Genomic DNA, 23,085 nt, shown 5'->3' on the forward strand with positions numbered 1-23,085 from the left:
ATGACCGCACCGTCCGACACCCCGCTCGCGCGGCTGCAAGCGCTGGGACTGATTCTACCCGCTGCGGCCGCGCCGGTCGCCAACTATGTTCCTTTTGTGCGCACGGGCGCCTTGCTGTTCATATCGGGACAGCTGCCGCTCGGCGCCAACGGCCTCGACCCGGCGCATCAAGGCAAGCTCGGCGCCGGCGTCTCGCTTGAGGCCGGGCAGTCCGCCGCGCGTCAGGCGGCGCTCAACGTCCTCGCCCAAGCCAACGCCGCCGTCGGCGATCTTTCGAAATTGCGCGCCGTCCGGCTAGGCGGCTATGTCAACAGCGCGCCCGACTTCGCTTCGCTGCCGCAGGTCGTTAACGGCGCTTCCGATCTCGTCGCCGCCGTGTTGGGCGAGAATGGCAAACATGCGCGCTTCGCCGTTGGCGTCGCGCAATTGCCGCTCGACGCCGCTGTCGAAGTGGAAGGAATCTTCGAGATTCTTCCGTGAACTCCCGGGATTTTTCGTGGCTGACGGCGCGGCCGATCGCCCACCGCGGACTGCATGATCCCTCGAAGGGCGTGATCGAAAATTCGATTTCAGCCGCCCGCGCGGCGATCGCCGCGGGCTTTGGCGTCGAATGCGACGTGCAGCTCACATCTGACGGCGAACTCGTCGTATTTCACGACGAGACTCTCGAGCGCCTGACCGAAAGCGCCGGGGCTGTCGCGATGCGCAGCGCGAATGAGCTCAGTCGTCTGAGGCTGCGCGGCGCTAGTGACGCCATTCCGAGGTTTTCCGAGTTTCTCGCCGAGATCGGCGGGCGAACGCCGATCATTGTAGAGATCAAGAGCGCCTTCGATGGCGACACGACCGTCGCGCAGCGCACGGCGCAGGCGCTGGCGCGTTACAGCGGTCCCGTCGCCGTCGAAAGTTTCGACCCCGATCAGATCGCCTTTCTTCGCGCGCGCGCCGCCGCGCTCGGGATCGCGCATCGACCGCTGGGCATCGTCGGCGAGGCGCATTACGACGCAGATGATTGGCCGCAGCTGTCCACCGCACAGCGCGCGGAGCTCACGCACTTTCTGCACTACAGGCGCACCCTGCCGGACTTCCTGTCTTGGCGCGTGCGCGATCTTCCGCACGCGATTCCGCTGCTGCTGCGCGAGGCGCTCAAGGTTCCCGTAACGACCTGGACCGTGCGCTCGCCGGAGATGGCGGCGCGGGCGCGAGAATGGGCCGATCAGATCGTCTTCGAGGGCTTCGCGCCATAAGCGCTCGAGTCGCGCGGCGTGCGCCGCCGCATCCGTCCAAGCGCCAATTCTTGTTAGCAGAGCCGATCGGGCGCGACATGGATCACAATCGAGCGCCCCTCGATCGACGGGAGCAATATCGCCATGCGCCAGCGCGGATGCTCAATTCGCCTTATGCTAACAATTGCGATAGCCGCGATCCTGGGAGTCGGAACAGCCATCGCCGACGCAAAAAACGGATCCTTCGACGCTGACGGCGCCCGCCGCGCAACAGGCGAAACGGATCGCGACAAGACGCTGCAATCCAGCGCGCGCACCTGTCCGGCGGACGTCTTCCGTAAGGAAGCCTCGCTTGGCGGATTGCTCTTGGGGGATGAAGCGGTCACGCGCGATCACTGCGCAGCCCGCCCTGAGGAATGCTATCAAGCCTGCATTGGCAAGCGCAGCGGCGAACACTGCTTCCGGTTGGCGCTTGCGTTTCAGGAGAACGAAAGCGTCGTCGCGCCGCGCTACGCGCAGCTCCTGTTCGCAATGGCCTGTGCGCTTGGCAAGGCCTCCGGCTGCACCAACCGCGCCGCGCATATGCGCAACGCCGCCGAAGAGGGCGATCCGCTTGAGTCGCTTTCGGACAGGGCCAAAGATCGCTGTCAATTTCGCAGCTTTAGGATCGCCTGCGACAAAAACGATCCTTGGGGGTGCGCCATGCTCGGACAGGCGCACCGCAACGGCGAGGGCGTCAAGAAGAGCCTTGCCCTCTCGCGTCGCTCCTACAGGAAATCCTGCAGGCTCGACCCGGAATTCGCCGCCTGCGATTTTTCCCGCCGCGCGCTGACGTCGATGTGACTCGCCGCGGCGCTATTCGGCGGGGACCAATCCGTTGACCGGCTCCAGGCCCCGCATGTCCTTGAGTTCAACGCGGATATTGTAATCGCTCGCCGCTTTTATGAAATCCTGAATCGTCTCCATGATGTCCTGATCGATAAAGCCGGCGCGCGTGCCATCGATCACGAGGTAACTGTTCTCCTCGACATTCTCGAGGTAGTTGCGCAGCTGCGCCTTGTTGAGGAAGGACACGTCCTTTTGCAGGCGCAGCAGGTAGTTCCGCCCGTCGCGCGTGAGCGTGAATGCGGAGTGATAATTTGCGCGCAACACGAAGAAGAGCCCCACGGCCATGCCGATCGCCATGCCCTTGAGAAGATCCGTCGAGAGAATTGCGCCGATCGTCACGGCAAAGGGCGCAAATTGGTTGAATCCCTTTTCATATTGCTGAACGAAGAGCTTCGGCTTCGCGAGTTTGTAGCCCGTCAGCAGCAGCACCGCCGCAAGACACGCGAGCGGAATCATATTGAGCACGCTCGCCAGGAACATCGCGCTGAGCAACAGCAGCACGCCGTGGACAAAGGACGCCACCTTGGTGTGTGCGCCAGCGTCGATGCTGGCTGAGCTGCGCACGATCACTGCGGTGATCGGCAATCCGCCCAACATGCCGCTCAGGAAATTGCCGACGCCCTGCGCTTTGAGCTCCTGATTGGTCGGCGCGATGCGCTTGAGTGGGTCGAGCTTATCGACTGCTTCGAGACTCAGCAGAGTTTCAAGGCTGCCGACCAGCGCCAAAGTGGCGGCGGTTACGTAGATCTGGACATCGATCAGCCGGGTAAAGTCCGGAAAGTTGAACTCCCGCGCGAAATCTATCGGTCCAAAGATGGCGGGAAGATTGACGAGATGCTGCGGCGCGATCGCCAAAGAGGGAAACAGCGTCTGAGCCACGACGTTATAGGCGATGCCAAACAGCACCGCGACCAGCGGACCGGGAGCGATCGAAAGGTAGCGATGCTTCTTGATGTAGGGCGTATCCCAAAGGAGCATGATCGCGAGGGAGACGACGCTAACGATCACCGCTCCCGTCGAAAAAGAGCGAAAGGCGTCCCAGAGGAAGGAGAGACGCGTGTGGCTGTCGTCCTCGAGGAACGACAAGTCGGCTTCCGCATCGGCGTCGTAGCCAACCGCGTGCGGCAGCTGCTTCATGATCAGGATCAGGCCGATCGCCGCGAGCATGCCCTTAATGACGGCTGACGGAAAAAACGCGCCGATGACGCCCGCCCGCAGAAAGCCCATCCCCACTTGCAGGAGGCCCGACAGCGCCACCGCAAGCAGCATGGCGTCGAAGCCAAGTTTTTCGACCGCAGCCGCGACAATGACGGTCAGGCCTGCGGCAGGACCCGAAACGCTCAACTGCGAACCGCTGACAAGCGACACCACGAGCCCGCCGACGATCCCGGCGATCACTCCGGAGAAGGGCGGCGCGCCGGAAGCGACCGCAATGCCGAGGCACAGCGGCACTGCGACGAGAAACACCACGACCCCCGCCGGAATATCATGATCGAGGTAGCGGACGTAATAGTCGAGATGTCTCTTAAACACGCCTGAGTTCTCCCTATTGGCGGTTTATGCCGCGCGGCGGGTTAGAGATCTTCGCCGCCATGTTGCTGATAGATGACGTCTACTTCGCTGCCCGGCGGCAATGTGATGAGCTGATGCAGAATTCCATCGTCGAGTCCGAACACCCAGCCGTGCAGCATCGGCTGCTGGTCCTCTTTCCAGGCGGTCTGAACAATCGAAAGTTGCGACAGACGCATCACCTGCTCGATCACATTGATTTCGACCAGTCGGTTGGCGCGTTCCGTCTGAGAGTTGAGCGCGTCGATCTCGTCTCTGTGCATCCGATAGACGTCTTTGATATGCATCAGCCATTTATTGAGCAGCGCCAGATCGGGGCGCTGTCGGTCAAGCGCGGCGCGAACGCCGCCGCAATTATAGTGACCGCAGACGATGACGTGCTGAACTTTGAGCACCTGCACAGCGTATTGGATGACGCTGAGACAGTTGAAGTCCGTGGCGATCACCTGATTGGCGATGTTGCGGTGCGCGAAAATGGCGCCCGGCAGCGCGTTGACGATGATGTCGGCGGGCACGCGGCTGTCGGAGCAGCCAATCCACAAGAATTCGGGCTTCTGATTGGCTGCAAGACGTTCGAAATAGCCGGGATCGCGCTCACGGACTTCCTCGGCCCAGGCCTTGTTCTCAAGCAACAGTTTTTCGAAGGATTTCATCACGCCCGTTTTCTTTCGGCCATCGCCTCAAAAGCGGTCTGGCTGCGACAGCAATGTGACAGCGACGGAAGCCGCTCGGACAGGAGCGCGAACGACGGCGATTATCGTCGGAGTCGAGCGCCCTCGCTCAAGCAGGACGAGTCTACGAAGGTCTTGAGGTCACCACAAGTGTCCGCCGGCTTATCGGGGCATGGGGCCACGCTCGTAAAACAACCAGGGACGCCGCTCGCTTCGGTCTACTTTTGTTGGACCGCGCAGAGTTCCCGCCACACCTGCGGCAAGGCGGCGATGACATCATCGGCGATCAGCCCGGGTCCAAAAATCTCGGCCGCGCGCGCATGCATCCAGGCGGCGCAGGACGCAGCGAGGAAGCCGTCCATGCGCTGCGCCAGCAAGCCGGCGATGACGCCGGTCAAGACGTCGCCCGAGCCCGCGGTGGCAAGCCACGGCGTCGCATAAGGAAGGATTGAGGCGCGTCCGTCCGGCGCGGCGACGACTGTGTCCGCCCCCTTGAAGAGCACAATCGCGCCGCTGGCGCGCGCCGCCTCGCGCGCCTTGTCGAGTTTCGAGCGGCAGCCGCAATCGTTCTCGCAAGCGGCGAAGAGCCGCGCGAACTCGCCGGCGTGCGGCGTCATCACCACCGGGCCCGGCGCAGCGCGCGTTGCGCGCCATAGCCGCTCTGGATCGCCGGCGAAGCTCGAGAGCGCGTCCGCGTCGAGGACCGCGGCGCGGCGATAGGCCTGCGGCGCAAGCGCTGTTTCGACCTGTGCGCAGCTTTCCTCGCTGACGCCCAGCCCTGGACCGATGGCGACGGCGTTCTTTCGTTCATCGGAGAGAACCTTGGCGAGGCCCTTCGCCCCGTCGGCCGGCCGAACCATGACGGATGTGAGCGCACTGGCGTTGACCGCAAGCGCTTCGGTTGGGCTGGCGAGCGTCACGAGACCCGCGCCGGCGCGTAAGGCCGCAGCCGCCGAAAGCCGCGCGGCGCCTGTAAAAGAGGCGCCGCCCGAAACGACCAGCGCATGGCCGCGCGAATATTTGTGGCCCTCGACTTGCGGCAGCGGCAGCGCGTCGCGCCAGAGCTGCGGCATGTTGACGAAAGTCTCAACGCCGAGCGAATCCAGCGCGGAGGGTCGAATGCCGATATGCGTGCAGGTGAGCGCGCCGCAATGCAGACGGCCAGGCAAAAGCAGATGGCCGGTCTTCACGCGAAAGAAGGTGACGGTCGCGTCGGCCTCCACCGCCGCGCCGCGCACCGCGCCGGTCGTGCCGTCGACGCCGCTGGGAATATCGACGGCGACGACGTTCTGGCCGCTTTCGCGCCGCCAGCGGTTCAGGCGGCGGACGAGCGCGCTTGCGTTCGAATCGAGATCGCGCGCGAGACCCGTTCCGAACAGAGCGTCGATAACGAGATCGATGCCGTCGAAGCTGCAGTCGAGCGCGGACGTGACTGGACAAGGCCAAGCGGCGGCCGCTTGCGCCGCGTCGCCGCGCAATTGGTCGAGCGGGGTCAGGGAGGCGACGCGGACTTTATAGCGCAGCGCGCGCAGCAGCCGCGCCGCGACAAAGCCGTCGCCGCCATTGTTGCCCGGACCGCAGAGCACCAAGACCCGCCGCCCGCTGGTGCGTTGAAGAATTTGGCTGGTCGCCCGCGCGATCGCCGCGGCGGCGCTCTCCATCAGCGACATCGCCGGCACGCCGCTCTCGATCGTCAGGCGATCGGCGCGCGCCATTTGATCCGTCGTGAGGATTTCGAGCGGGAAAGCGGAGGGCATGGCGCGATGGTGACCGAAGGCCGCCGCCCGCGCAATGGGCGCCGCTCACAAGATGGACGCAACGCCCGTTGACGCGGCGCCGCATTCCGCCGCGCCTCGGTTTCCGGTATGTCATCGACATGTTGACCGCCGCGCTCATCGCCTTCGACTCTCCCGGCGCGCCGCTGCGCCGGGAGGCCGTGGCGCGCAGCCTCGGTTCGCTCGTCGAATCATGCGTTCAGGGACTGATCGCCGACGCCCTGATCCTCGCCGCGCCGGGACGAGGCCTGGCCCGGATCGCCGACGAAGCCGGCTGCGCGCTGATCGAAGCGCCGCACGCCGCCGACGGCATGGCGCAGGCGCTGAAAGCGGCGCGGCGCGACCATCTTCTCCTTCTGCTTGCCGGTTTCGCCGTGGAGCGCGACTTCGCCGAGGAAGCGCAGGATTTTTTCGCCTATGAAGACGCCAGCCGCGCCCGGACGCTTCGGCTGGCTCCAGATTCCTTGATCACTCGTCTTGCGCCGGGTCTGGCGCGTCCGGTCGGGCTCATTGCGCCAAAAAGCGCGCTCTTATCCGCCGAAGGCGCGGATCTCGCGCGACTTGTGCGCAAGATGCGGGGGGCCGATCTGACGACCCGCGCCCGCCGCGTCTTGTAACTTTCACTCGTTGAACGTGTTGCAGGCGTCGATGCTGCCCGTGCGCAAGCCTTTCAGCAGCCATTGCGTGCGCTGCGCCGCCGAGCCGTGCGTAAAGCTATCCGGCACCACATATCCGCGAGTCGCCCTTTGCTGCCGGTCGTCGCCGATCGCCTGCGCCGAAGCGACCGCCTGTTCGATGTCGCCTTCCTCGAGAATGGGCTTCTGCTTGTTGGCGTTGTTGGCCCAGACGCCGGCGAGGCAATCGGCCATCAGCTCCGCGCGCACCGAAAGCGCATTGGCCTCCGAACGGCTCCCTGCGAGCTGCTGCGCCCTCTGAATCTTCGGCAGAATGCCCAGCAGGTTTTGGACGTGATGGCCCATCTCGTGAGAGATTACATAGGCATAGGCGAAATCGCCGCCGCCGCCGAACCGCCGCTGCATGTCGCGAAAGAAGGACGTATCGAGATAGATGCGCTGGTCGAGCGGACAATAGAACGGCCCCATCGCCGATTGCGCCGCGCCGCAGCGCGACTGGGTGTAGCCGTTGAAGAGAACGAGCCGCGGCGGCTGAAAGCGTACGCCCTTTTGCTCGGGAAGCACTCGCGACCAGACCTGCTCGTTGGAGCCCACCACCTTAGCGACGAAGCGCCCCAGTTGATCGGTCGGCGCGCTTTGCCGCGGCGCCTCCTGGCGGGGCAGAGCCACTTCGCGCTCTTGGCGCATATTGTTGACCATCTGCGCGCCGCCGATGAGAATCGCGGGGTTAATGCCGAGCGCCCAGCCGATCAATCCGAGAATCACCATCGTGCCAAGGCCGAGGCCCCCCGCACCCATGCGGGGCCCGCCCCCCATCATCGGCCCGCCGCCGCGGCGATCCTCGATATTCTCGGACGACTGGAGATCTTCCCATTTCATATTCGCGCGCTCCGGACCGGCGCCCGGGGGCGCTGCTCGATGAGCTATTTAAGCGAGCTTATCGGCTCTTGGTAGAGTTTATGCAGGCGACGGCGGCGCGCAGACGCCGACTGCAACGGTTCGGCGCGCAAACAGATGCGAAGTTTCAACTTTAACTCGTCCAGCTGACGGCAGCCTCACGATGAAGCCTCTTGAAAATAAAAGTCACGCTCAAACAATAGCTGGTTTTATTCATCACTATTTTATCTACATTGTAGGAGCTTCTTACTTTGTAGCCGCGCTTTGGCCAACGGCCGGCTTGAAGATCCGCAGCGTAGAACTCACGCCGCTCGATCTCTTCGCGGTAAAGCTGCATATTTCGCCGCCAACGATCATGTTGGCGCTCCTGCTTTTCAACGCAGGGCTCTCGGCCAGGACCGCCGACATCAAAAATCTGTTGGGCCGCCCGGCTCTCTTGGCCTCTGGATTGGCGGCCAATATTCTCGTGCCGCTCACATTTATCGCCGCGATAAGCGTCACGCTGTTGTTTTGGCACAATCCCCAAGAGGTTCAACAGATCCTGGTTGGACTCGCGCTTATCGCCTCCATGCCGATTGCGGGCGCTTCGACGGCTTGGTCGCAAAATGCAAATGGCAATCTCGCGCTCAGCCTCTCACTCGTGCTGCTCACGACGCTGCTCAGTCCGATACTGACGCCGCTTGTTCTGCATGGAGTCGGCTATGTGACGATCGGGGACTATTCGGAAGACCTGCATGAACTCGCCGCTGGCGGCGCATTCGCCTTTCTCGGCGCATGGGTCATCCTGCCGACGGTTTTAGGACTCGCGGTCAATCGGATTGTGGGGCAAGCCGGGGTCGGAGTGGCGAGCCCTTACCTGAAGATCGCGAATATGATCGTCCTGGCGCTGCTCAATTATTCGAATGCGGCGTTGTCCTTGCCGAACGTCGTCGCCCACCCCGACTTGGATTTTTTGGCGGCGATTCTGGCGATCGTCGGCGGCTTATGCCTCGTGATGTTCGCGGCTGGCTACGGTCTTGCCCGGGCCTTGGACGCCACTCGGGCGGACACAGCTTCGATGATGTTCGGTCTGGGGATGAATAACAACGGCACGGCGCTGGTGCTTGCCTCAACGGCCCTTGCCGAGCATCCGCAAGTGATGCTGCCTGTGATCCTCTATAACCTCGTCCAGCATTTTGCTGCGTCGCTCGTCGATCGCGCGGTGTCTCGATAGCGCTGAGCGAAGCCCTCGCGCATGCTCATGACGCGTCCCATTCCTGGGGCCACTCTTCCCGCAGTCGGCCGCCGAGCCGCACCGGCGAGATCATCGTCGCCAGCCCGTCGGCGCCGATTTCGGCCGCCACGCCGCAGAAGGTCGCCTCGCCATTGGCGGGCTCAAAGCGCGCGCCGGGCGTTTTGCGCAGGAACCGGCGAAGCGGCTCCTCCTTGTCCATGCCGACGACGGAGTCGTAATCGCCCGTCATGCCCGCGTCGGTCTGATAGCCGGTGCCTCCCGGCAGGATCTGCGCGTCGGCGGTCGGCGTATGCGTGTGCGAGCCGACCACCACGGACGCGCGGCCATCGACGAAATGCGCCATCGCCATTTTCTCGCTCGACGCCTCGGCGTGCATGTCGATAAAAATGGCGTCGCATCCAACGCCCAGCGGGCAGGCGCCCAGCTCGCGCTCAATGGCGGCAAAAGGATCGTCGAGCGCGTCCATGAAGACCCGGCCGATCGGATTGACGACGAGCACCTGCTGCCCGCGCGCCGCCGTATAGAGGCCGGCGCCGCGTCCCGGCGTTCCCGGCGGATAATTGACCGGGCGCAGCAGCCGCGGCTGGCGTTCGATGAAAACAAGAGCTTCGCGCTGATCGAAGGCGTGATTGCCGAGCGTGACGCAATCGACGCCAAGGCCGAGCATTTCATCGCAAATGGCTTCGGTGATGCCGAAGCCTCCGGCGGCGTTCTCGCCATTGACGACGACGAAGTCGAGCGCCCATTTTTCGCGCAGCCGGGGGACAAAGCGCGACACAGCCGCACGGCCCGAACGGCCCAGAACGTCGCCGATGAAGAGAAAGCGGAGCGGCGAGGATTTCGACATATGGCCTCATAGCCCGCGCGCGCAGCCAGAGCAAAGCCGATCGGAGGTTGCGCGACGACGCGGCGTTTCATAACTGGAGCCGGCTGATGTAACATCACATTCCATTGCGAGCCCCGCCAAAAATGCAAGACGCCGCCGAACGACCCGCCGTCCTGACGCAAAAAGACGCGCCGGCGCGGCCTTACGTCGTTTTCGAAGACGGCCGCAGCGAGGGACAGGCGCTGCTGTTTGAGGAGCCGGAGGAGTTCATCGTCGCGCGCGCGGCGAAAGACGTCGCGGCGGCGTTCGAACGCATGGAGGCGGCGACCCGACGCGGCCTCTATCTCGCCGGCTACGCCGGTTACGAGCTCGGCTATGCGCTGGAGCCCAGATTCGCCGCTCAAGCTACGCCCGACGCGCAGACGCCGCTGCTCCTCTTCGGCGCGTTTCGGGCGCCGCGGCCCTGGTCGCTGCCGCCCGCCGAGAGCGCGGCGCCGAACATTCCGCTTTCGCCTGCCTGGACTCAGGAGGAGTACACGCAGCGATTCAACACGTGCCGAGACTATATTTTCGCCGGCGACGTTTATCAGATCAATCTCACCTTCCCGCTGTACGGACGCTATGACGGCGATGCGCTTTCGCTGTATCGCGGTCTGCGCAAGCGCCAGCCGGTCGCTTATGGCGGCGTCGTCGCGCTGGAAGCCGAAACCGTCGTGTCGCTCTCGCCGGAAGTCTTCTTCGAGGCGCAGGACCGCGACATTCGCGCCCGTCCGATGAAAGGCACCGCGCAGCGCGGCGTGATGCCGACCGAAGACATGGCGCGCGCGCAATATCTCGTCGAAGACGAAAAATCGCGCGCCGAAAATCTGATGATCGTCGATCTTCTTCGAAACGATCTTTCGCGGCTCGCCGTCGTCGGCACGGTGAAAGTGACGGATCTTTTCACCATCCAGACCTATCCGACGCTGCATCAGATGACGTCGGGCATCGAGGCGCGGCTGCGCGACGACGTGACGCTGAAGGATCTGTTCACCGGGCTTTTCCCTTGCGGCTCGGTGACCGGCGCGCCCAAGATCCGCGCGATGGAGATCATCCGCGATCTCGAATGCGCGGCGCGCGGCGTCTATTGCGGGGCGCTCGGCGTCATCGCGCCTGATGGCGACATTCGTTTCAACGTCGCGATCCGCACGCTGACCATTTTTCCGGAAGGCGACCTCGTCTGCAATGTCGGCTCCGCCGTCGTCGCCGATTCCCGCGCGCGCGAAGAGTATGAGGAATGTCTGATCAAGGCGCGCTTTCTGACGGGCGCGAGAACGACTTCGGCCTGATCGAAACGCTGCTGTGGACGCGCGACGAAGGCTTTCGCCTCTTGCCTGAACATCTCGCGCGGCTTGCGGCTTCGAGCGCCGCGCTCGGCTTCGCCCATGATGACGCGCGAGTCCGCGATGCGCTGAACGCCGCTGCCGCGGGGGCGTCGAGCGGGCGCCTTCGCGTGCGGCTGGTCCTGGCGCGCGACGGAACGATTGAAACCAGCGTCACGCCGATCGAGCCGATTCCGCCCGGTACCATCTGGCGCGTCGCCGTCGCAAACCGGCGCTTTTCGTCCGCCGATCCGCTGTTGCGGCACAAGACGACTCGGCGCGCGCTCTATGAAGACGCGCTCGCCGAGGCGGCGCAGCGCTGCGGCGCCGACGAAGTTCTCTTTCAAAATGAGCGCGAAGAGCTATGCGAGGGGGCGCGCTGCAACCTCTTCGCGCCTCAGGGCGACATTTTACTGACCCCGCCACTGTCCTGCGGCCTGCTGCCGGGAACGCTGCGCGCTGCGCTCATCGCGCAAGGGCGCGCCTGCGAGTCGATCCTGCGCCTTGAAGATATTTCTCGCTCCGGGTTTTTTCTCGGCAATTCGGTGCGCGGGCTGGTTCGCGCGCGACTCGTCGATTAACGGATTAGCGGCCGAAAAAGCGGCTCCTCCAGCCGAAACTCAGCGCCGCCCAAGCCCATCAGCCCCCAGGATTCCGATAATCGTCCCGCCGCCGAATGCCGCCGCTTTGTTGTTCCGCACGCTCGCTTCTGATTCTTCCGGCGTTCGCAGGGAAAATGCCATCGGCTCAGGCTAGAGCCGCGGTAGAATCGTAACGCGACAGATCAAATGGCTGAGGCGGGATTGCCAGGATTTAGGAAGCGGATGCGGGTCGAGTTTGGCGAAGCACAGTGCAGCGCATCAGTCACGCTGCAAGCGTCTGGTCACCAAAAGCTTCCGACGCAATGGCGGCGCTTGGCCGCCTGTTTGTCGTAGACGATCAGCGCCGGCTCCCGCGTTCAGCTCTAGGGGCGAGCTGGAAGCGAGCATGTGGGGGTGTTCAATCAGTTGGGCTATTCCGACAGAGTGGCCGTTGCGGTCACGCAAAGGCAGTTTGGCGCCGGGCGCCAAGCCTTGGTCCAACAAATCCGCGGCGACAGCGATTAGAATGTTGGCGAGTTCCTGGCTGCGGGAGACTGAATCCCCGACAAGCGGCGCAGTGCGACACTCAATTGTGACCTCAAATTGCATAGGCCGGCCTCATAACAATACAGACAACGCAATGCGCTCAGCGACTAAGCTAACGTAAATTACCGCTCTTCGAAATGGTTTACAATCAATTATCCCAGCATGGATGCGCACTAAGGGCTGCGCCTGCCCCTGAAAGGCGGTCGCCGCCGCCTGCGTGGCGCGGGGAAGGCAAGGAGCCGCCGTTCGTGCGCTGACTATTTGCGGAGCCTGAAGCCGCCTAATGGAGGTTATCAGCCGCGCTTGATGGCGCGGCCATTTGATCTGTCGCGAGAGGCCATTCGTTCGCGCTACACGTCTTAGGTCTGTCCCGGCTTCAGCCGGTAGAAAATATGCCTGCCGATGACGTCCATCTTTCGGAGCGCGCGCGCCCAGCGCGGATGGGCGTAATTGGCGTGGTAATGCGTCGAACGGCCGACGTCGGAGATGTAGGTTCGACCGACCATGACCTCCTTGGCGACGCGCACCGCCTGTTCCCAGGCGTCGCCTTCGGTGATGCGGAGCGACTTGCCCTCGCAGGCGAAGGAGAACTGGCAGCCACGATAGTGGTGCCGGTTCTGATAGACGACGCCGCAGACGCTTGCCGGATAAAGCCCGCTCTGGACGCGGTTGAGCACGACCTGCGCGACCGCCGCCTGCCCCGCCTCGGGCTCGCTGCGGGCCTCGAAATAGACCGCTTCCGCCAGACAGCGGGCCTCGCGGCCGAGCTTTTCCGGATCGATCGAAGCGGCATAATCCGGACGTGACGCGCTCAACGCCTGGCCTGGCGTCGACAGCGCCAGCGTCGCGCCGGGGAAAGACGACACTTCGATGGGCACGGCGTCGGGCAGCGCCGGCGTCGAAGAGCCCAGCGCGACGGCGCGCGGCGTCTGCGGGGATGCGCCATGAAGGGCGCGTTCGGTCAGCGCCTCCCGCCCGAGGTCGCGAGGCGCGTCGGCCCCCGTCGGCGTCGAGATCGACGAACTCTGCGCCGGCGAGGCGGCCGCCATCGACTTTTGCGTCGTCGCCGGCTCTGGCGCGGAGCCCGCGTCCGCCTCTTCGAGCGCTTCGTCGCCGGGGGTTTTGCCGCGCGGCGCAAGCGGCGTCGCCGTCGGCCGCGTCGACTTGCCATCGAGGCCGAAGGAGAGTGGCGGCGATTCGCTCAGCCCTAAATTCGCCGGCTGCGGCCGGCGCGTCTCGAAACCGGGCCGCATGGCGACCACCGGATCGCCCTTATGCCGCCGATCGACCTGGGGAAAATGCTTCACATCGGGCTTGAGGTCGACATGCGGCTCGCGCTCGTCGGAAACGCCCTCCTCTGGGCCGCCGACGTTGAGGCGCGCCTGCTGAATTTGGGCGCGGCTGGGGCCATAGAATCCGTAATCGCCGCTCGCTGCCTCGCTGAAGCCGAGCGTCAGCGCCCCTGGCGCGCGCGCCGCGAGCGGAGAAACGCGCCAGTCGGCGACGGGGTCCTGCCCGGCGACCGCGGTGAAGGAGACCAGCATGCCGACGCCGAGCGCCCAAGGCGCCGTTACGCTAAAGACCCAGGGCGCAACCCCTTTGCGCACGAAACGCGTTCTCGACTGACGACGCATAGACTGATCCATGTGCGACGGCGCGTCTGGCAAGGCGCCGCGATTTGCGTCGCTCCGCCTCGGATGCGATCCTTCGCAAAACCTTATCGTTCATTAGCCTTGCGGAACCGTTGCCGGCGCGGCGCCGCGATCGTGCCAGAATGACGCAACGGCGCGATCATTCGCCGATCAGATGCAGCGCGACCTCGCGCCGGTGGGGCCGCCGGCGGTGCTCGAAAAGAAAGACGCCCTGCCAAGTTCCAAGCGCCAGCGCGCCGCCAATGAGGGGAATCGAGAGCTGAGTCTGCGTGAGCGCGGCGCGGATATGCGCCGGCATGTCATCGGCGCCTTCCGTATCATGGGCGTAATCCGAGCCTTCGGGCGCGAGCCTTGCAAAGACGGCTTCGAGATCGCGCAGCACGGTGGGATCGGCGTTTTCCTGAATGAGCAGCGACGCGGAGGTGTGGCGACAGAACGCCGTCGCCAGCCCCTGCGTTATCCGCGCGCCGCGCGCAAAGTCGCGGACGGCCTCGGTAAATTCGTAAAATCCGCGCCCGGATGTGTCGATCCGCAGGATTCGGCTCGTTTGTCGCATGGAGCGAATGTGCGAAAGCGCATGGGAAAGTCCAGTCCCGCAGGCTTTTTGAACGCTTGTCTTGGTTACGCGCAAAGGTTAAGCGCGCCGTAAGGATGGAAGCTGCAATGTCGGAACTGATCGATACGCTAATGAGCTGGGCCGCGTCGGATACGGGAAAGACCGTCGGCGGGGTGGCGCTGACGGCGCTCGCCTGGGCGGAAGCGTCGACGGTCGTCGGCGCCGCTTACATGAAGCGGATGATTCCGCTGCGCATCACGGCGATGCTGGGCAATGTGCTGGGCGTGACCTTGGGGCTCATCATCGGCAGCCCGCCGACGATCGCCAAACATGCGATCAACCTGCCGCTCAATTTCACCCGCATGCGCGAAATGCGCAAGCTCATCTCCAGCGTGCGCGAAGCCAACGGCAGCGACCTGAACATCGAATGGCTGAAGCCCTTCATGCATCCGCGCACGTTGCGACGCGGCGAAGCGGTCTTCATGAAAGGCGACGCAGCCGACGAGGCCTTCGTCGTCGTCGAAGGAAGCGTTGAAATCGTCGAACGCGGCGCGCTTCTCTCGCCCGGCGCCATTTTCGGCGAGATGGCGCTATTTACGACCAACGGCAAACGCACCGCGACGGCGCGCTGCAAGAGCGACGTCAGTCTGCTCGTCATCACTTATGAGCAGTTCGAACAGCTCTATTTTCAAAACCCCGAGTTCGGCCTTTATCTCGTGCGGCTGATCGTGCGCCGCTTCGAGATGAATCACCGTGAGCAGGAGCTGGAGAGCGCGTGAGGGAACGGCGGAGCGCGCGCGGCGTCTCTCCTGCGTCATGGCCGGGACAAGCCCGGCCATGACGAGTCGACGAGACGCGCGCCTTTCTTAGCGCTGCTCTCCGAGCAGGATCACGCCGTGCTCACGGCCTTCTCGCCGAGCGCCGCCTGGGCCGCGGCGAGCCGCGCGATCGGCACGCGGAACGGCGAACAGGACACATAGTCGAAGCCGATCTTGTCGAAGAAGGCGACGGAAACCGGATCGCCGCCATGCTCGCCGCAGACGCCGAGCGTAATCGTCGGGTTCGCGGCGCGGGCGCGCTTGCAGCCGAGTTCGACCAGCTCGCCGACGCCTTCCTGATCAATCGTCACGAAGGGGTCGGCCGGCAGCAGCCCCTTTTCAAGATAGGCGTTGAGGAAGGATCCCGAATCGTCGCGAGAAATGCCGAGCGTCGTTTGCGTCAGGTCGTTGGTGCCGAAGGAGAAGAAATCCGCAGATGGCGCGATGTCGCCGGCGCGCAGCGCCGCGCGCGGCAATTCGATCATCGTGCCGACGTGATAGTTCGGCCTGATTCCGGTCTCGCCCTCGACGAGCTTCGCCATTTCGGCGACGCGCGCCTTGACGAGATCGAGTTCCGCGCGTGTGAAGACGAGCGGCGCCATGATCTCGATGTCGACGGGTTCGCCGGTCGAAAGGCTGGCTTCGATCGCCGCCTCGAAGATCGCGCGCGCCTGCATGTCGACGATTTCGGGGAAGATGACAGCGAGCCGCACGCCCCGAAAGCCGAGCATCGGGTTGAATTCGGAAAGCTGCGCGGCGCGGCGGCGCAGTTTCACCGGATCGGCGCCCATCGCCCGCGCCACGGCGGCGATCTCGGCGTCCGAATGCGGCAGGAATTCATGCAGCGGCGGATCAAGCAGACGGATCGTGACCGGCAGGCCCGACATGATCTCAAAAAGCTGCTTGAAGTCCTCGCGCTGCATCGGCAGCAGTTTCGCCAGCGCGAGGCGGCGCCCTTCGGCGTCGTCGGCGAGAATCATCTCGCGCACCGCGACAATGCGCTCACCTTCGAAAAACATATGCTCGGTGCGCGCGAGGCCGATGCCCTCGGCGCCGAAACGGCGGGCGGCGCGGGCATCCGACGGCGTTTCGGCATTGGCGCGAATCTTCAGCCGCCGTTTCTGGTCCGCCCAGGACATCAGCACGGCGAATTCGCCGGTGAGCTCCGGCCGCTGCATCTTCACCTCGCCGGCGATGACCTGCCCGGCGGACCCGTCGATGGTGATGCGGTCGCCTTTGCCGAAACGCTTGCCGGCGACGGTAAAGCTCTGGTCCTCATAGTCGATGCGCAGCGCGCCGGCGCCGGTGACGCAGGGCTTGCCCATGCCGCGCGCCACGACGGCGGCGTGCGAGGTCATGCCGCCGCGCGCGGTGAGAATGCCTTCCGCCCCATGCATGCCGGTGATGTCTTCGGGACTCGTCTCGATGCGCACGAGGATGATCTTGCGTCCGTTCGAGGCGAGCTTCGCGGCTTCTTCGGGGTTAAAGACGATTTCGCCGACAGCCGCGCCCGGCGAGGCGGGGAGACCCGTGGCGAGAATATTGCGCTTCGCCGCGGGATCGATCGTTGGATGCAGCAATTGTTCGAGCGACTGCGGCTCGACGCGCGTGATCGCCTCATCCTTGCCGATGAGGCCTTCGCGAGCCATGTCGACGGCGAGCTTGAGCGCCGCGCGCGCCGTGCGTTTGCCCGCGCGCGTCTGCAGCATCCATAATTTCCCGCGCTCGACGGTAAACTCCATGTCCTGCATGTCGCGGAAGTGGCGTTCGAGCTTGTCGGCGTAGCCCTTGAATTCGGCGAAGATCGCCGGCATCGCCGCTTCGAGCGAAATCTTCTCGAAACCGGAGGCGTGGCTCGCGGACTGGGCGATCGGTTGCGGCGTGCGGATGCCGGCGACGACGTCTTCGCCCTGCGCATTGATCAGATATTCGCCATAGAGCTCGCGCACGCCGGTCGAAGGGTTGCGCGTGAAGGCGACGCCGGTCGCCGATTGCGCCCCCATATTGCCAAACACCATCGCCTGAATACTGACCGCGGTCCCCCAGCTTTCGGGGATGTTGTGCAGGCCGCGATAGACGATGGCGCGATTGTTCATCCAGGATGAAAACACCGCCTTGATCGCGCCCCACAATTGCTCGCGGGGATCCTGTGGGAAGCTCTTGCCGGCGGCCTGTTCGACGATCGCCTTGTATTGCGCGGCGACCTTGCGCCAATCGTCAGCCGTCAGCTGCGTATCGAGCGCGAAGCCCTTGCTCTCCTTGATACTCTCCAACGCCTCCTCGAACTGGTGATGTTCGACGCCGAGCACGACGGAGGAATACATTTCGATGAAGCGTCGGTAGCAGTCCCATGCGAAGCGTTCGTCGCCGGAGTTGCGCGCGATCGCTTCCACGGTCTCGTCGTTGAGACCGAGATTGAGCACCGTGTCCATCATCCCGGGCATTGAGGCGCGGGCGCCCGAACGCACCGAGACGAGCAGCGGCTGCTGCTTGTCTTCGAAGGCGTGCCCGGCGACGCGGCCGATATCGGCAAGCGCGGCGTCGACCTGCCCGGCGAGATCGGCGGGAAAGGTCTTGCCGTTGGCGTAAAAATAGGCGCAGACCTCGGTGGTGATGGTGAAGCCGGGCGGCACTGGCAGTCCGAGGGACGCCATTTCAGCGAGATTGGCTCCCTTGCCGCCCAAAAGCTCTTTCATCGACGCCGATCCTTCGGACCGACCGGCGCTGAAACTATACACCCACTTGGTCATACCTAGTTCGTCCGGCGAGAGAGGCGGGCGCGGAACGCGCCGCGCCCTGGCGGTCTTGGCGCTTCCGGCCGCGCCGCGGCCGCCGACGCCCCGCCTGCGCGGATCATCAAGCGCGCCGGAAGTTACGCTCAAATGACGCGCGTCCACAAGTTGGCGCGCGACTCCTTGAGCGCTATTTTGGCCAGCGAGCGAAGAAATCCAGCCGAGGTCGCGCGGTGATGAAAAGCGAACAGGATGACGCGCCGCGTCCGGCGGCTTTCGAGATCGGCCAGCCGCTCGATCTTCTGTCCGTCGCCGAACTCGACGAGCGCATCGAAAGACTACGGCTAGAGATCGCCCGGCTTGAGGCCAAGCGCGCGGGAAAACAGGCGGCGAGCGCGGCGGCGGAAGCATTCTTCAGAAAATAGGTCTCCCGCCCGACGGGGCTCGGCTTGACAGCCGACGATGGCCCATGCCCTTTCTGCGCGCGAAAATGCCCGATCGTTTCGGGATCCCGTCCTTTTACACTCCACCCCATGAGCCGGCCCTTGCATCGCTACCGTTCGCATAATTGTGGCGCGCCCAATGAGGCGCTCGTCGGCCAGAAAATCCGCCTCTCCGGCTGGTGCCATCGCATCCGCGATCATGGCGGCGTGCTGTTCATCGACCTGCGCGACCATTACGGCCTGACGCAATGCGTCGTCGATCCCGATTCGCCCGCCTTCGCGCAGGCGGAGAAACTGCGCTCGGAATGGGTGGTGCGCCTCGACGGCGAGGTGCGCAAGCGCCCCGCCGGCACCGAAAATCCCGACATGCCGACAGGACAGGTCGAGGTTTACGTCAACGAGATCGAGGTGTTGGGCGCCGCCGCCGAATTGCCGGTGCCGGTCTTCGGCGACCAGCCCTATCCGGAGGACACGCGCCTCAAATATCGCTTCATCGATCTTCGGCGCGAGAAGCTGCACCAGAACATCATGCTGCGCGGCCGCATCATTGATTCGATCCGCATGCGCATGAAGCAGGCGGGCTTCTTCGAGTTCCAGACGCCGATTTTGACAGCGTCCTCGCCCGAGGGCGCACGCGACTTTCTCGTGCCCTCGCGCCTGCATCCGGGAAAATTCTACGCGCTGCCGCAGGCGCCCCAGCAATTCAAACAGCTCATCATGGTCGCGGGCTTCGATCGCTATTTCCAGATCGCACCCTGCTTTCGCGACGAGGACGCGCGCGCCGACCGCTCGCCAGGAGAGTTCTATCAGCTCGACGTCGAGATGAGCTTTGTGACGCAGGAAGACGTGTTCGGCGCGATCGAGCCGGTGCTGCGCGGACTCTTCGAGGAGTTCGCGAACGGTAAAGCCGTTACGCAGAAATTCCCGCGCATTTCCTTCCGCGAGTCGATGCTCAAATATGGCACCGACAAGCCGGATCTGCGCAACCCGCTGCTCATCGCCGACGTGTCGGAGGAATTCGCCCGCGAGGACGTGAGCTTCAAGGCGTTCAAAGGCAAGACCGTGCGCGCCATACCCGCGCCGGGGGCCGCCGCCCAGCCGCGCAGCTTTTTCGACAAATTGAACGACTGGGCGCGCAGCGAAGGCGCGCCGGGCCTCGGTTATGTGATCTTTGAGGAAGAAGGCGGCGCGCTCGCCGGCAAGGGCCCGATCGCGAAATTCATTCCCCCGGAGGCGCAGGCCGCGATCGCCGCCAAAGCGGGCGTCAAGGCGGGCGACGCGGTGTTCTTCTCCGCCGGCGAGGAGACCGCCGCCGCAAGGCTCGCCGGCATGGCGCGGCTGCGCATCGGCGACGAGCTCGGCGTATCGAAGAAAGACGTCTTCGAATTCTGCTGGATCGTCGATTTCCCGATGTATGAGTGGAACGAGGACGAGAAGAAAATCGACTTCTCGCATAATCCCTTTTCCATGCCGCAGGGCGGAATGGAGGCGCTGGAGAGTCAGGACCCGCGCACCATCCTCGCCTATCAATATGACATCGTCTGCAATGGCGTGGAGCTGTCGTCCGGCGCGATCAGAAACCATAGCCCGGATATCATGAAAAAGGCGTTCGAGATCGCCGGCTATGGCGAAGACGTGCTGATCGAGAAATTCGGCGGCATGTATCGCGCCTTCCAATATGGCGCGCCGCCGCATGGCGGCATTGCGCCGGGCGTCGATCGCATCGTGATGCTGCTCGCGGAAGAGGAAAATCTGCGCGAAGTGACGCTGTTCCCGATGAATCAGCGCGCCGAGGATTTGCTGATGGGCGCGCCGTCGGAAGTGACGATGAAGCATCTGCGCGAACTGCACATCCGGCTGAATCTGCCGGAGACCAAGGCGTAGCGACAATCGCCAAGGCGCGCGTTGCGGAGTTGAAGACTTGTATAGCGCGCGGCAAAAAGAAATTCTCGCGGCGATCGCGCAAGGACTGAACCTGCCTCAACATTCGTCGCCTGTTCATGTCGATCAGACGCCCGGCTATGTCGACTCGCCCATCGAGGTTCATGACTTCGCCGTCGCGCTGATGGGCGCGATCGGCGCAACAATCGCCTCTATCGGCGAGAGTCGCGGCCTGGGCGCGCAGCAGGTGCGAATCGACCGGCGGCACGCCGGCCTGCTGTTCAATGAGATCGCTTATTTCTTTCAAAGCGGCTGGCAATTCGACATCAGCGCCGTCCATACGGCGGTGAATAATTTCTACCGCACCCGCGACGGGCGACACATTTTCTTCAACGGCGCCTACCAGCATCTGCGCGACGGCATATTGCGCCATCTCGACTGTCCGAACGCGCGTGAAGCCATCGCCAAGAGCGTTGCGCGCTTTGACGCGCAGAAGCTCGAGGACGAACTTTCGGCGCTCGGCCTCTGCGCGGCGATCCTGCGAAGCCCCGAGGAGTGGCGCGCGCATCCGCAGGGTCGCGCGCTCGGCGATACGCCGCCGATCGAGCTTATACGGCAGGGCGACGCGGCGCCCGTTCCTTTCACGCCTGCCGCCGCGCGGCCGCTCGAGCGGCTCCGTGTTCTCGATTTCACGCATGTCGTCGCCGGGCCGACGATCGGCAAACTGCTGGCGGAGCATGGCGCCGACGTCATTCACTGCCGCAACCCCTATCTCGACCATATTCTCGGCTTCGACATCGACACGTCATCCGGCAAGAAGACCGCCTATATCGACTTGCGCGCCGACGCCGACCGCGCCCGTGCGCTCGATCTCGTTCGCGACTGCGACGTTTTCGTGCAGGGATTTCGCTCGGGATCGCTGGCCAAGCGAGGATTCGGGCCGCAGGAGCTGTGGCGGATCAACCCGCGCCTGGTCTACGTAGAGGTCAACGCCTACGGTTTTCAGGGTCCCTGGGCCGAGCGGCGCGGTTGGGAGCAGCTCGCTCAAGCCGCAACCGGCCTCGCCGCCATGCACAGCGCTGAACGTAGCGAGCCGGCGCTCATTCCCGCCTATTTCAATGATTACGGTTCAGGCTGCCTGGGCGCGCTCGGCGTGCTCGCCGCGGTGCTGCGCCGCGCAGAGGAAGGCGGCCGCTGGATCGTCCGTGCGTCGCTTGCGAGGACGGCCATGCTCGGCATGCGTTTCGCCGCCAACGGGGAAGCGCCCATTCCGATCAGCCAGGACGATCTCAATCATTATCTGGTCGATCAGGACTCCCCGCTCGGCCTGTTGACGCGGGTTGCGCCGGCGATTCGGTTGGAGAAAACCCCACCCTATGTCGATCGCGCCGGAAGCTTTCCAGGCTCCTCAACGCTCGACATCGGGTGGGGACCTGATCCAATCGCGCCACACGCGCCGCCGCACCGGCCAACATCAATCTTCCGGCGCGGCGTCGCGCATATGCGCGGACGGCAAATTCTATGACCGCGAAAGGCGGCGTTAATACGCGCCGCGCCTGTCGTCGCGGGTGTTATCGCGCATGTTATAACGTCCGCTGCCATAGTGCCCGCGACCGCCGTTGTCTTCGAGCTCCTTGCTGGTCAGCTTGAAATTCCGATCGAACGTCAGATCGTATTGTTTGCCGCCCCGACACCTGGCGTCGTCAACTTCGAATTTTCCGTCGTCGAATTCCATCTTGCCACCCGAACAGCCCATGTCCTTCATCGCCGATCGTATGCTTGATTTCTCCTGACCGGTGAGCCGACGGTCGGCCTGGGCCGGCGTCGCCGCCAAGCCGACGAGTCCAAGGAGCGCCATGCAAGTCACGAGTGTACGCATGTTGGAACCCTTTCTCTTGCAGCCGGAAAAGCCGCGGCTGCGCCATGCCGCCCAAAAGGCCGGCGATCTGCGGCCATATGAGGCGTCAGTCGCTATCGGAAAGGGGCGCTCGCAAGTGTTTTGCGCTTCGCCACTTCGATCGCCGGTTGCGAACGCATTTTATGTCTCACAGTATTTGCTAAGCGATTCGTTTCGAGAGCCGAGATGGCCAAATTAGCCGAGGCGTATTTTCATTTAAAACCTTTTGAAATTAAGGAGCCCAACTTGGAGCGCCTCGGAATGAGAGCGTCGGAGTTGGCTCTTGCGGCGGCCATTTCAATTTATCCCGCCGACACTGAACTGATAATCCGGCTTTCCGCGGGGAGTCTCAAAGGATGGACGACCATTGTCATGGCAGGAATTTTTACTACTTGTACTGCAATCGCGAATTATAAGGATTTCAAAGAAGGTCTTAGCGAAATAATTGCTGACGGTCGAAGGTTCAGTGGAGCATTTATTGAAAGCTTCGCGTCGGAAACGGTCAAATCGCCAAGACAGGTATTTAGAACAGAGCGAAGGACTAAGACGCCTGGGAAACTAATGCGCGCGACCAAGCGACTTGAATGGCTCGAAAAAAATCAGAAATATCTATCTAAGACTGATGTTAAACGTGAACGAGCGGCAATAACTGAAATATTGCGTGAAGCGATGCAAGATCTGAATGAGAAGGACAGGTCATTAGTCCAGGACATCTTAAACCCGGATCAGGACGATCCTCAAAGTATAGATATGCCACGTGTCGCAGTGCGCCACGAGATTTTTGCTCAATTGCCCTTGCTTTCTTTGGACATAAGCGCACCCACGTATACACCAGATTTCGAAGCTCGATTTCGCATTGGGGAATTTTTTGGAACCCCTCCCAAGTTTCCTTCTCAGTAA

At 63.5% G+C, this 23,085-nt stretch carries 21 protein-coding genes; 12 read left to right on the forward strand and 9 right to left on the reverse strand.

The window, feature by feature from the left end:
* The 3 genes from A3OO_RS0100345 to A3OO_RS0100355 all read left to right on the forward strand — a co-directional run bounded on the left by A3OO_RS0100345 (position 1) and on the right by A3OO_RS0100355 (position 2,066).
* Positions 1–480 carry a RidA family protein gene (locus A3OO_RS0100345; RefSeq protein ID WP_018405842.1) on the forward strand — a complete coding sequence of 160 codons (480 nt, stop codon included), beginning with the start codon at positions 1–3 and terminating at the stop codon, positions 478–480.
* On the forward strand, positions 477–1,244 hold the full coding sequence (locus A3OO_RS0100350; protein WP_018405843.1) for a glycerophosphodiester phosphodiesterase family protein: 768 nt from the start codon (positions 477–479) through the stop codon (positions 1,242–1,244). Before A3OO_RS0100345 ends, A3OO_RS0100350 begins: the two co-directional genes overlap by 4 nt.
* A gap of 153 nt (positions 1,245–1,397) precedes the next feature.
* Positions 1,398–2,066, forward strand: coding sequence for a tetratricopeptide repeat protein (locus A3OO_RS0100355; RefSeq protein ID WP_018405844.1), 669 nt, complete (start codon positions 1,398–1,400; stop codon positions 2,064–2,066).
* A gap of 12 nt (positions 2,067–2,078) precedes the next feature.
* On the opposite strand, the gene A3OO_RS0100360 is transcribed toward A3OO_RS0100355, so the two are convergent.
* From A3OO_RS0100360 to A3OO_RS0100370, 3 genes are all read right to left on the reverse strand, one after another.
* A complete protein-coding gene (locus tag A3OO_RS0100360) occupies positions 2,079–3,644 on the reverse strand; it encodes a SulP family inorganic anion transporter (RefSeq protein ID WP_018405845.1) in 1,566 nt (521 codons plus the stop codon).
* Between the two features lie 41 nt (positions 3,645–3,685).
* Entirely contained in the window at positions 3,686–4,333 is a 648-nt protein-coding gene (locus A3OO_RS0100365) for a carbonic anhydrase (RefSeq protein WP_018405846.1), read from the reverse strand.
* Between the two features lie 236 nt (positions 4,334–4,569).
* Positions 4,570–6,108, reverse strand: a complete 1,539-nt coding sequence (locus A3OO_RS0100370) for a bifunctional ADP-dependent NAD(P)H-hydrate dehydratase/NAD(P)H-hydrate epimerase (protein ID WP_018405847.1) — start codon at positions 6,106–6,108, stop codon at positions 4,570–4,572.
* A 68-nt stretch (positions 6,109–6,176) separates the two neighbouring features.
* On the opposite strand from A3OO_RS0100370, the gene A3OO_RS0100375 reads away from it, so the two are divergent.
* Entirely contained in the window at positions 6,177–6,743 is a 567-nt protein-coding gene (locus A3OO_RS0100375) for a hypothetical protein (protein WP_018405848.1), read from the forward strand.
* Positions 6,744–6,746: 3 nt separating this feature from the next.
* On the opposite strand, the gene ypfJ is transcribed toward A3OO_RS0100375, so the two are convergent.
* Positions 6,747–7,640, reverse strand: coding sequence for a KPN_02809 family neutral zinc metallopeptidase (gene ypfJ / locus A3OO_RS0100380; RefSeq protein WP_018405849.1), 894 nt, complete (start codon positions 7,638–7,640; stop codon positions 6,747–6,749).
* Positions 7,641–7,938: 298 nt separating this feature from the next.
* Here ypfJ and A3OO_RS0100385 point away from each other — a divergent pair, with 298 nt between their 5' ends.
* Positions 7,939–8,871 (forward strand): bile acid:sodium symporter family protein, encoded by a 933-nt coding sequence (locus A3OO_RS0100385; protein WP_018405850.1) that lies wholly within the window; start codon positions 7,939–7,941, stop codon positions 8,869–8,871.
* 25 nt (positions 8,872–8,896) lie between these two features.
* Here A3OO_RS0100385 and A3OO_RS0100390 read toward each other — a convergent pair whose 3' ends face one another.
* Positions 8,897–9,739 carry a TIGR00282 family metallophosphoesterase gene (locus A3OO_RS0100390; protein ID WP_018405851.1) on the reverse strand — a complete coding sequence of 281 codons (843 nt, stop codon included), beginning with the start codon at positions 9,737–9,739 and terminating at the stop codon, positions 8,897–8,899.
* Positions 9,740–9,861: 122 nt separating this feature from the next.
* On the opposite strand from A3OO_RS0100390, the gene A3OO_RS0100395 reads away from it, so the two are divergent.
* Entirely contained in the window at positions 9,862–11,046 is a 1,185-nt protein-coding gene (locus tag A3OO_RS0100395) for an aminodeoxychorismate synthase component I (protein ID WP_018405852.1), read from the forward strand.
* Entirely contained in the window at positions 10,995–11,660 is a 666-nt protein-coding gene (locus A3OO_RS0100400) for an aminotransferase class IV (protein WP_018405853.1), read from the forward strand. Before A3OO_RS0100395 ends, A3OO_RS0100400 begins: the two co-directional genes overlap by 52 nt.
* Positions 11,661–12,565: 905 nt before the next feature.
* Here the strand turns inward: A3OO_RS0100400 and A3OO_RS0100415 are convergent.
* Positions 12,566–13,840, reverse strand: coding sequence for a cell wall hydrolase (locus A3OO_RS0100415; protein WP_051080367.1), 1,275 nt, complete (start codon positions 13,838–13,840; stop codon positions 12,566–12,568).
* 157 nt (positions 13,841–13,997) lie between these two features.
* On the reverse strand, positions 13,998–14,414 hold the full coding sequence (locus A3OO_RS0100425; protein WP_018405857.1) for a secondary thiamine-phosphate synthase enzyme YjbQ: 417 nt from the start codon (positions 14,412–14,414) through the stop codon (positions 13,998–14,000).
* Positions 14,415–14,521: 107 nt separating this feature from the next.
* Here A3OO_RS0100425 and A3OO_RS0100430 point away from each other — a divergent pair, with 107 nt between their 5' ends.
* Complete coding sequence (locus tag A3OO_RS0100430; RefSeq protein ID WP_018405858.1) at positions 14,522–15,193, forward strand: Crp/Fnr family transcriptional regulator; 672 nt, start codon at positions 14,522–14,524, stop codon at positions 15,191–15,193.
* A 110-nt stretch (positions 15,194–15,303) separates the two neighbouring features.
* Here the strand turns inward: A3OO_RS0100430 and ppdK are convergent, their stop codons facing one another.
* Positions 15,304–17,982 (reverse strand): pyruvate, phosphate dikinase, encoded by a 2,679-nt coding sequence (gene ppdK, locus A3OO_RS0100435; protein WP_026222558.1) that lies wholly within the window; start codon positions 17,980–17,982, stop codon positions 15,304–15,306.
* Positions 17,983–18,200: 218 nt separating this feature from the next.
* On the opposite strand from ppdK, the gene A3OO_RS0100445 reads away from it, so the two are divergent.
* The 3 genes from A3OO_RS0100445 (at position 18,201) to A3OO_RS20895 (ending at position 21,813) form a co-directional block, all read left to right on the forward strand.
* Entirely contained in the window at positions 18,201–18,389 is a 189-nt protein-coding gene (locus A3OO_RS0100445) for a DUF1192 domain-containing protein (protein ID WP_018405860.1), read from the forward strand.
* Positions 18,390–18,509: 120 nt separating this feature from the next.
* On the forward strand, positions 18,510–20,291 hold the full coding sequence (gene aspS / locus A3OO_RS0100450) for an aspartate--tRNA ligase (RefSeq protein ID WP_026222559.1): 1,782 nt from the start codon (positions 18,510–18,512) through the stop codon (positions 20,289–20,291).
* A gap of 37 nt (positions 20,292–20,328) precedes the next feature.
* The gene (locus A3OO_RS20895) at positions 20,329–21,813 is read left to right on the forward strand and encodes a CoA transferase (protein WP_018405862.1); all 1,485 of its coding nucleotides are present in this window, start codon (positions 20,329–20,331) and stop codon (positions 21,811–21,813) included.
* A gap of 15 nt (positions 21,814–21,828) precedes the next feature.
* Here A3OO_RS20895 and A3OO_RS0100460 read toward each other — a convergent pair whose 3' ends face one another.
* Complete coding sequence (locus A3OO_RS0100460) at positions 21,829–22,167, reverse strand: PepSY domain-containing protein (protein ID WP_156824714.1); 339 nt, start codon at positions 22,165–22,167, stop codon at positions 21,829–21,831.
* 204 nt (positions 22,168–22,371) lie between these two features.
* On the opposite strand from A3OO_RS0100460, the gene A3OO_RS0100470 reads away from it, so the two are divergent.
* Positions 22,372–23,085, forward strand: coding sequence for a hypothetical protein (locus tag A3OO_RS0100470; protein WP_018405865.1), 714 nt, complete (start codon positions 22,372–22,374; stop codon positions 23,083–23,085).

This window comes from Methylocystis rosea SV97 (assembly GCF_000372845.1).
Lineage (GTDB): Bacteria > Pseudomonadota > Alphaproteobacteria > Rhizobiales > Beijerinckiaceae > Methylocystis > Methylocystis rosea.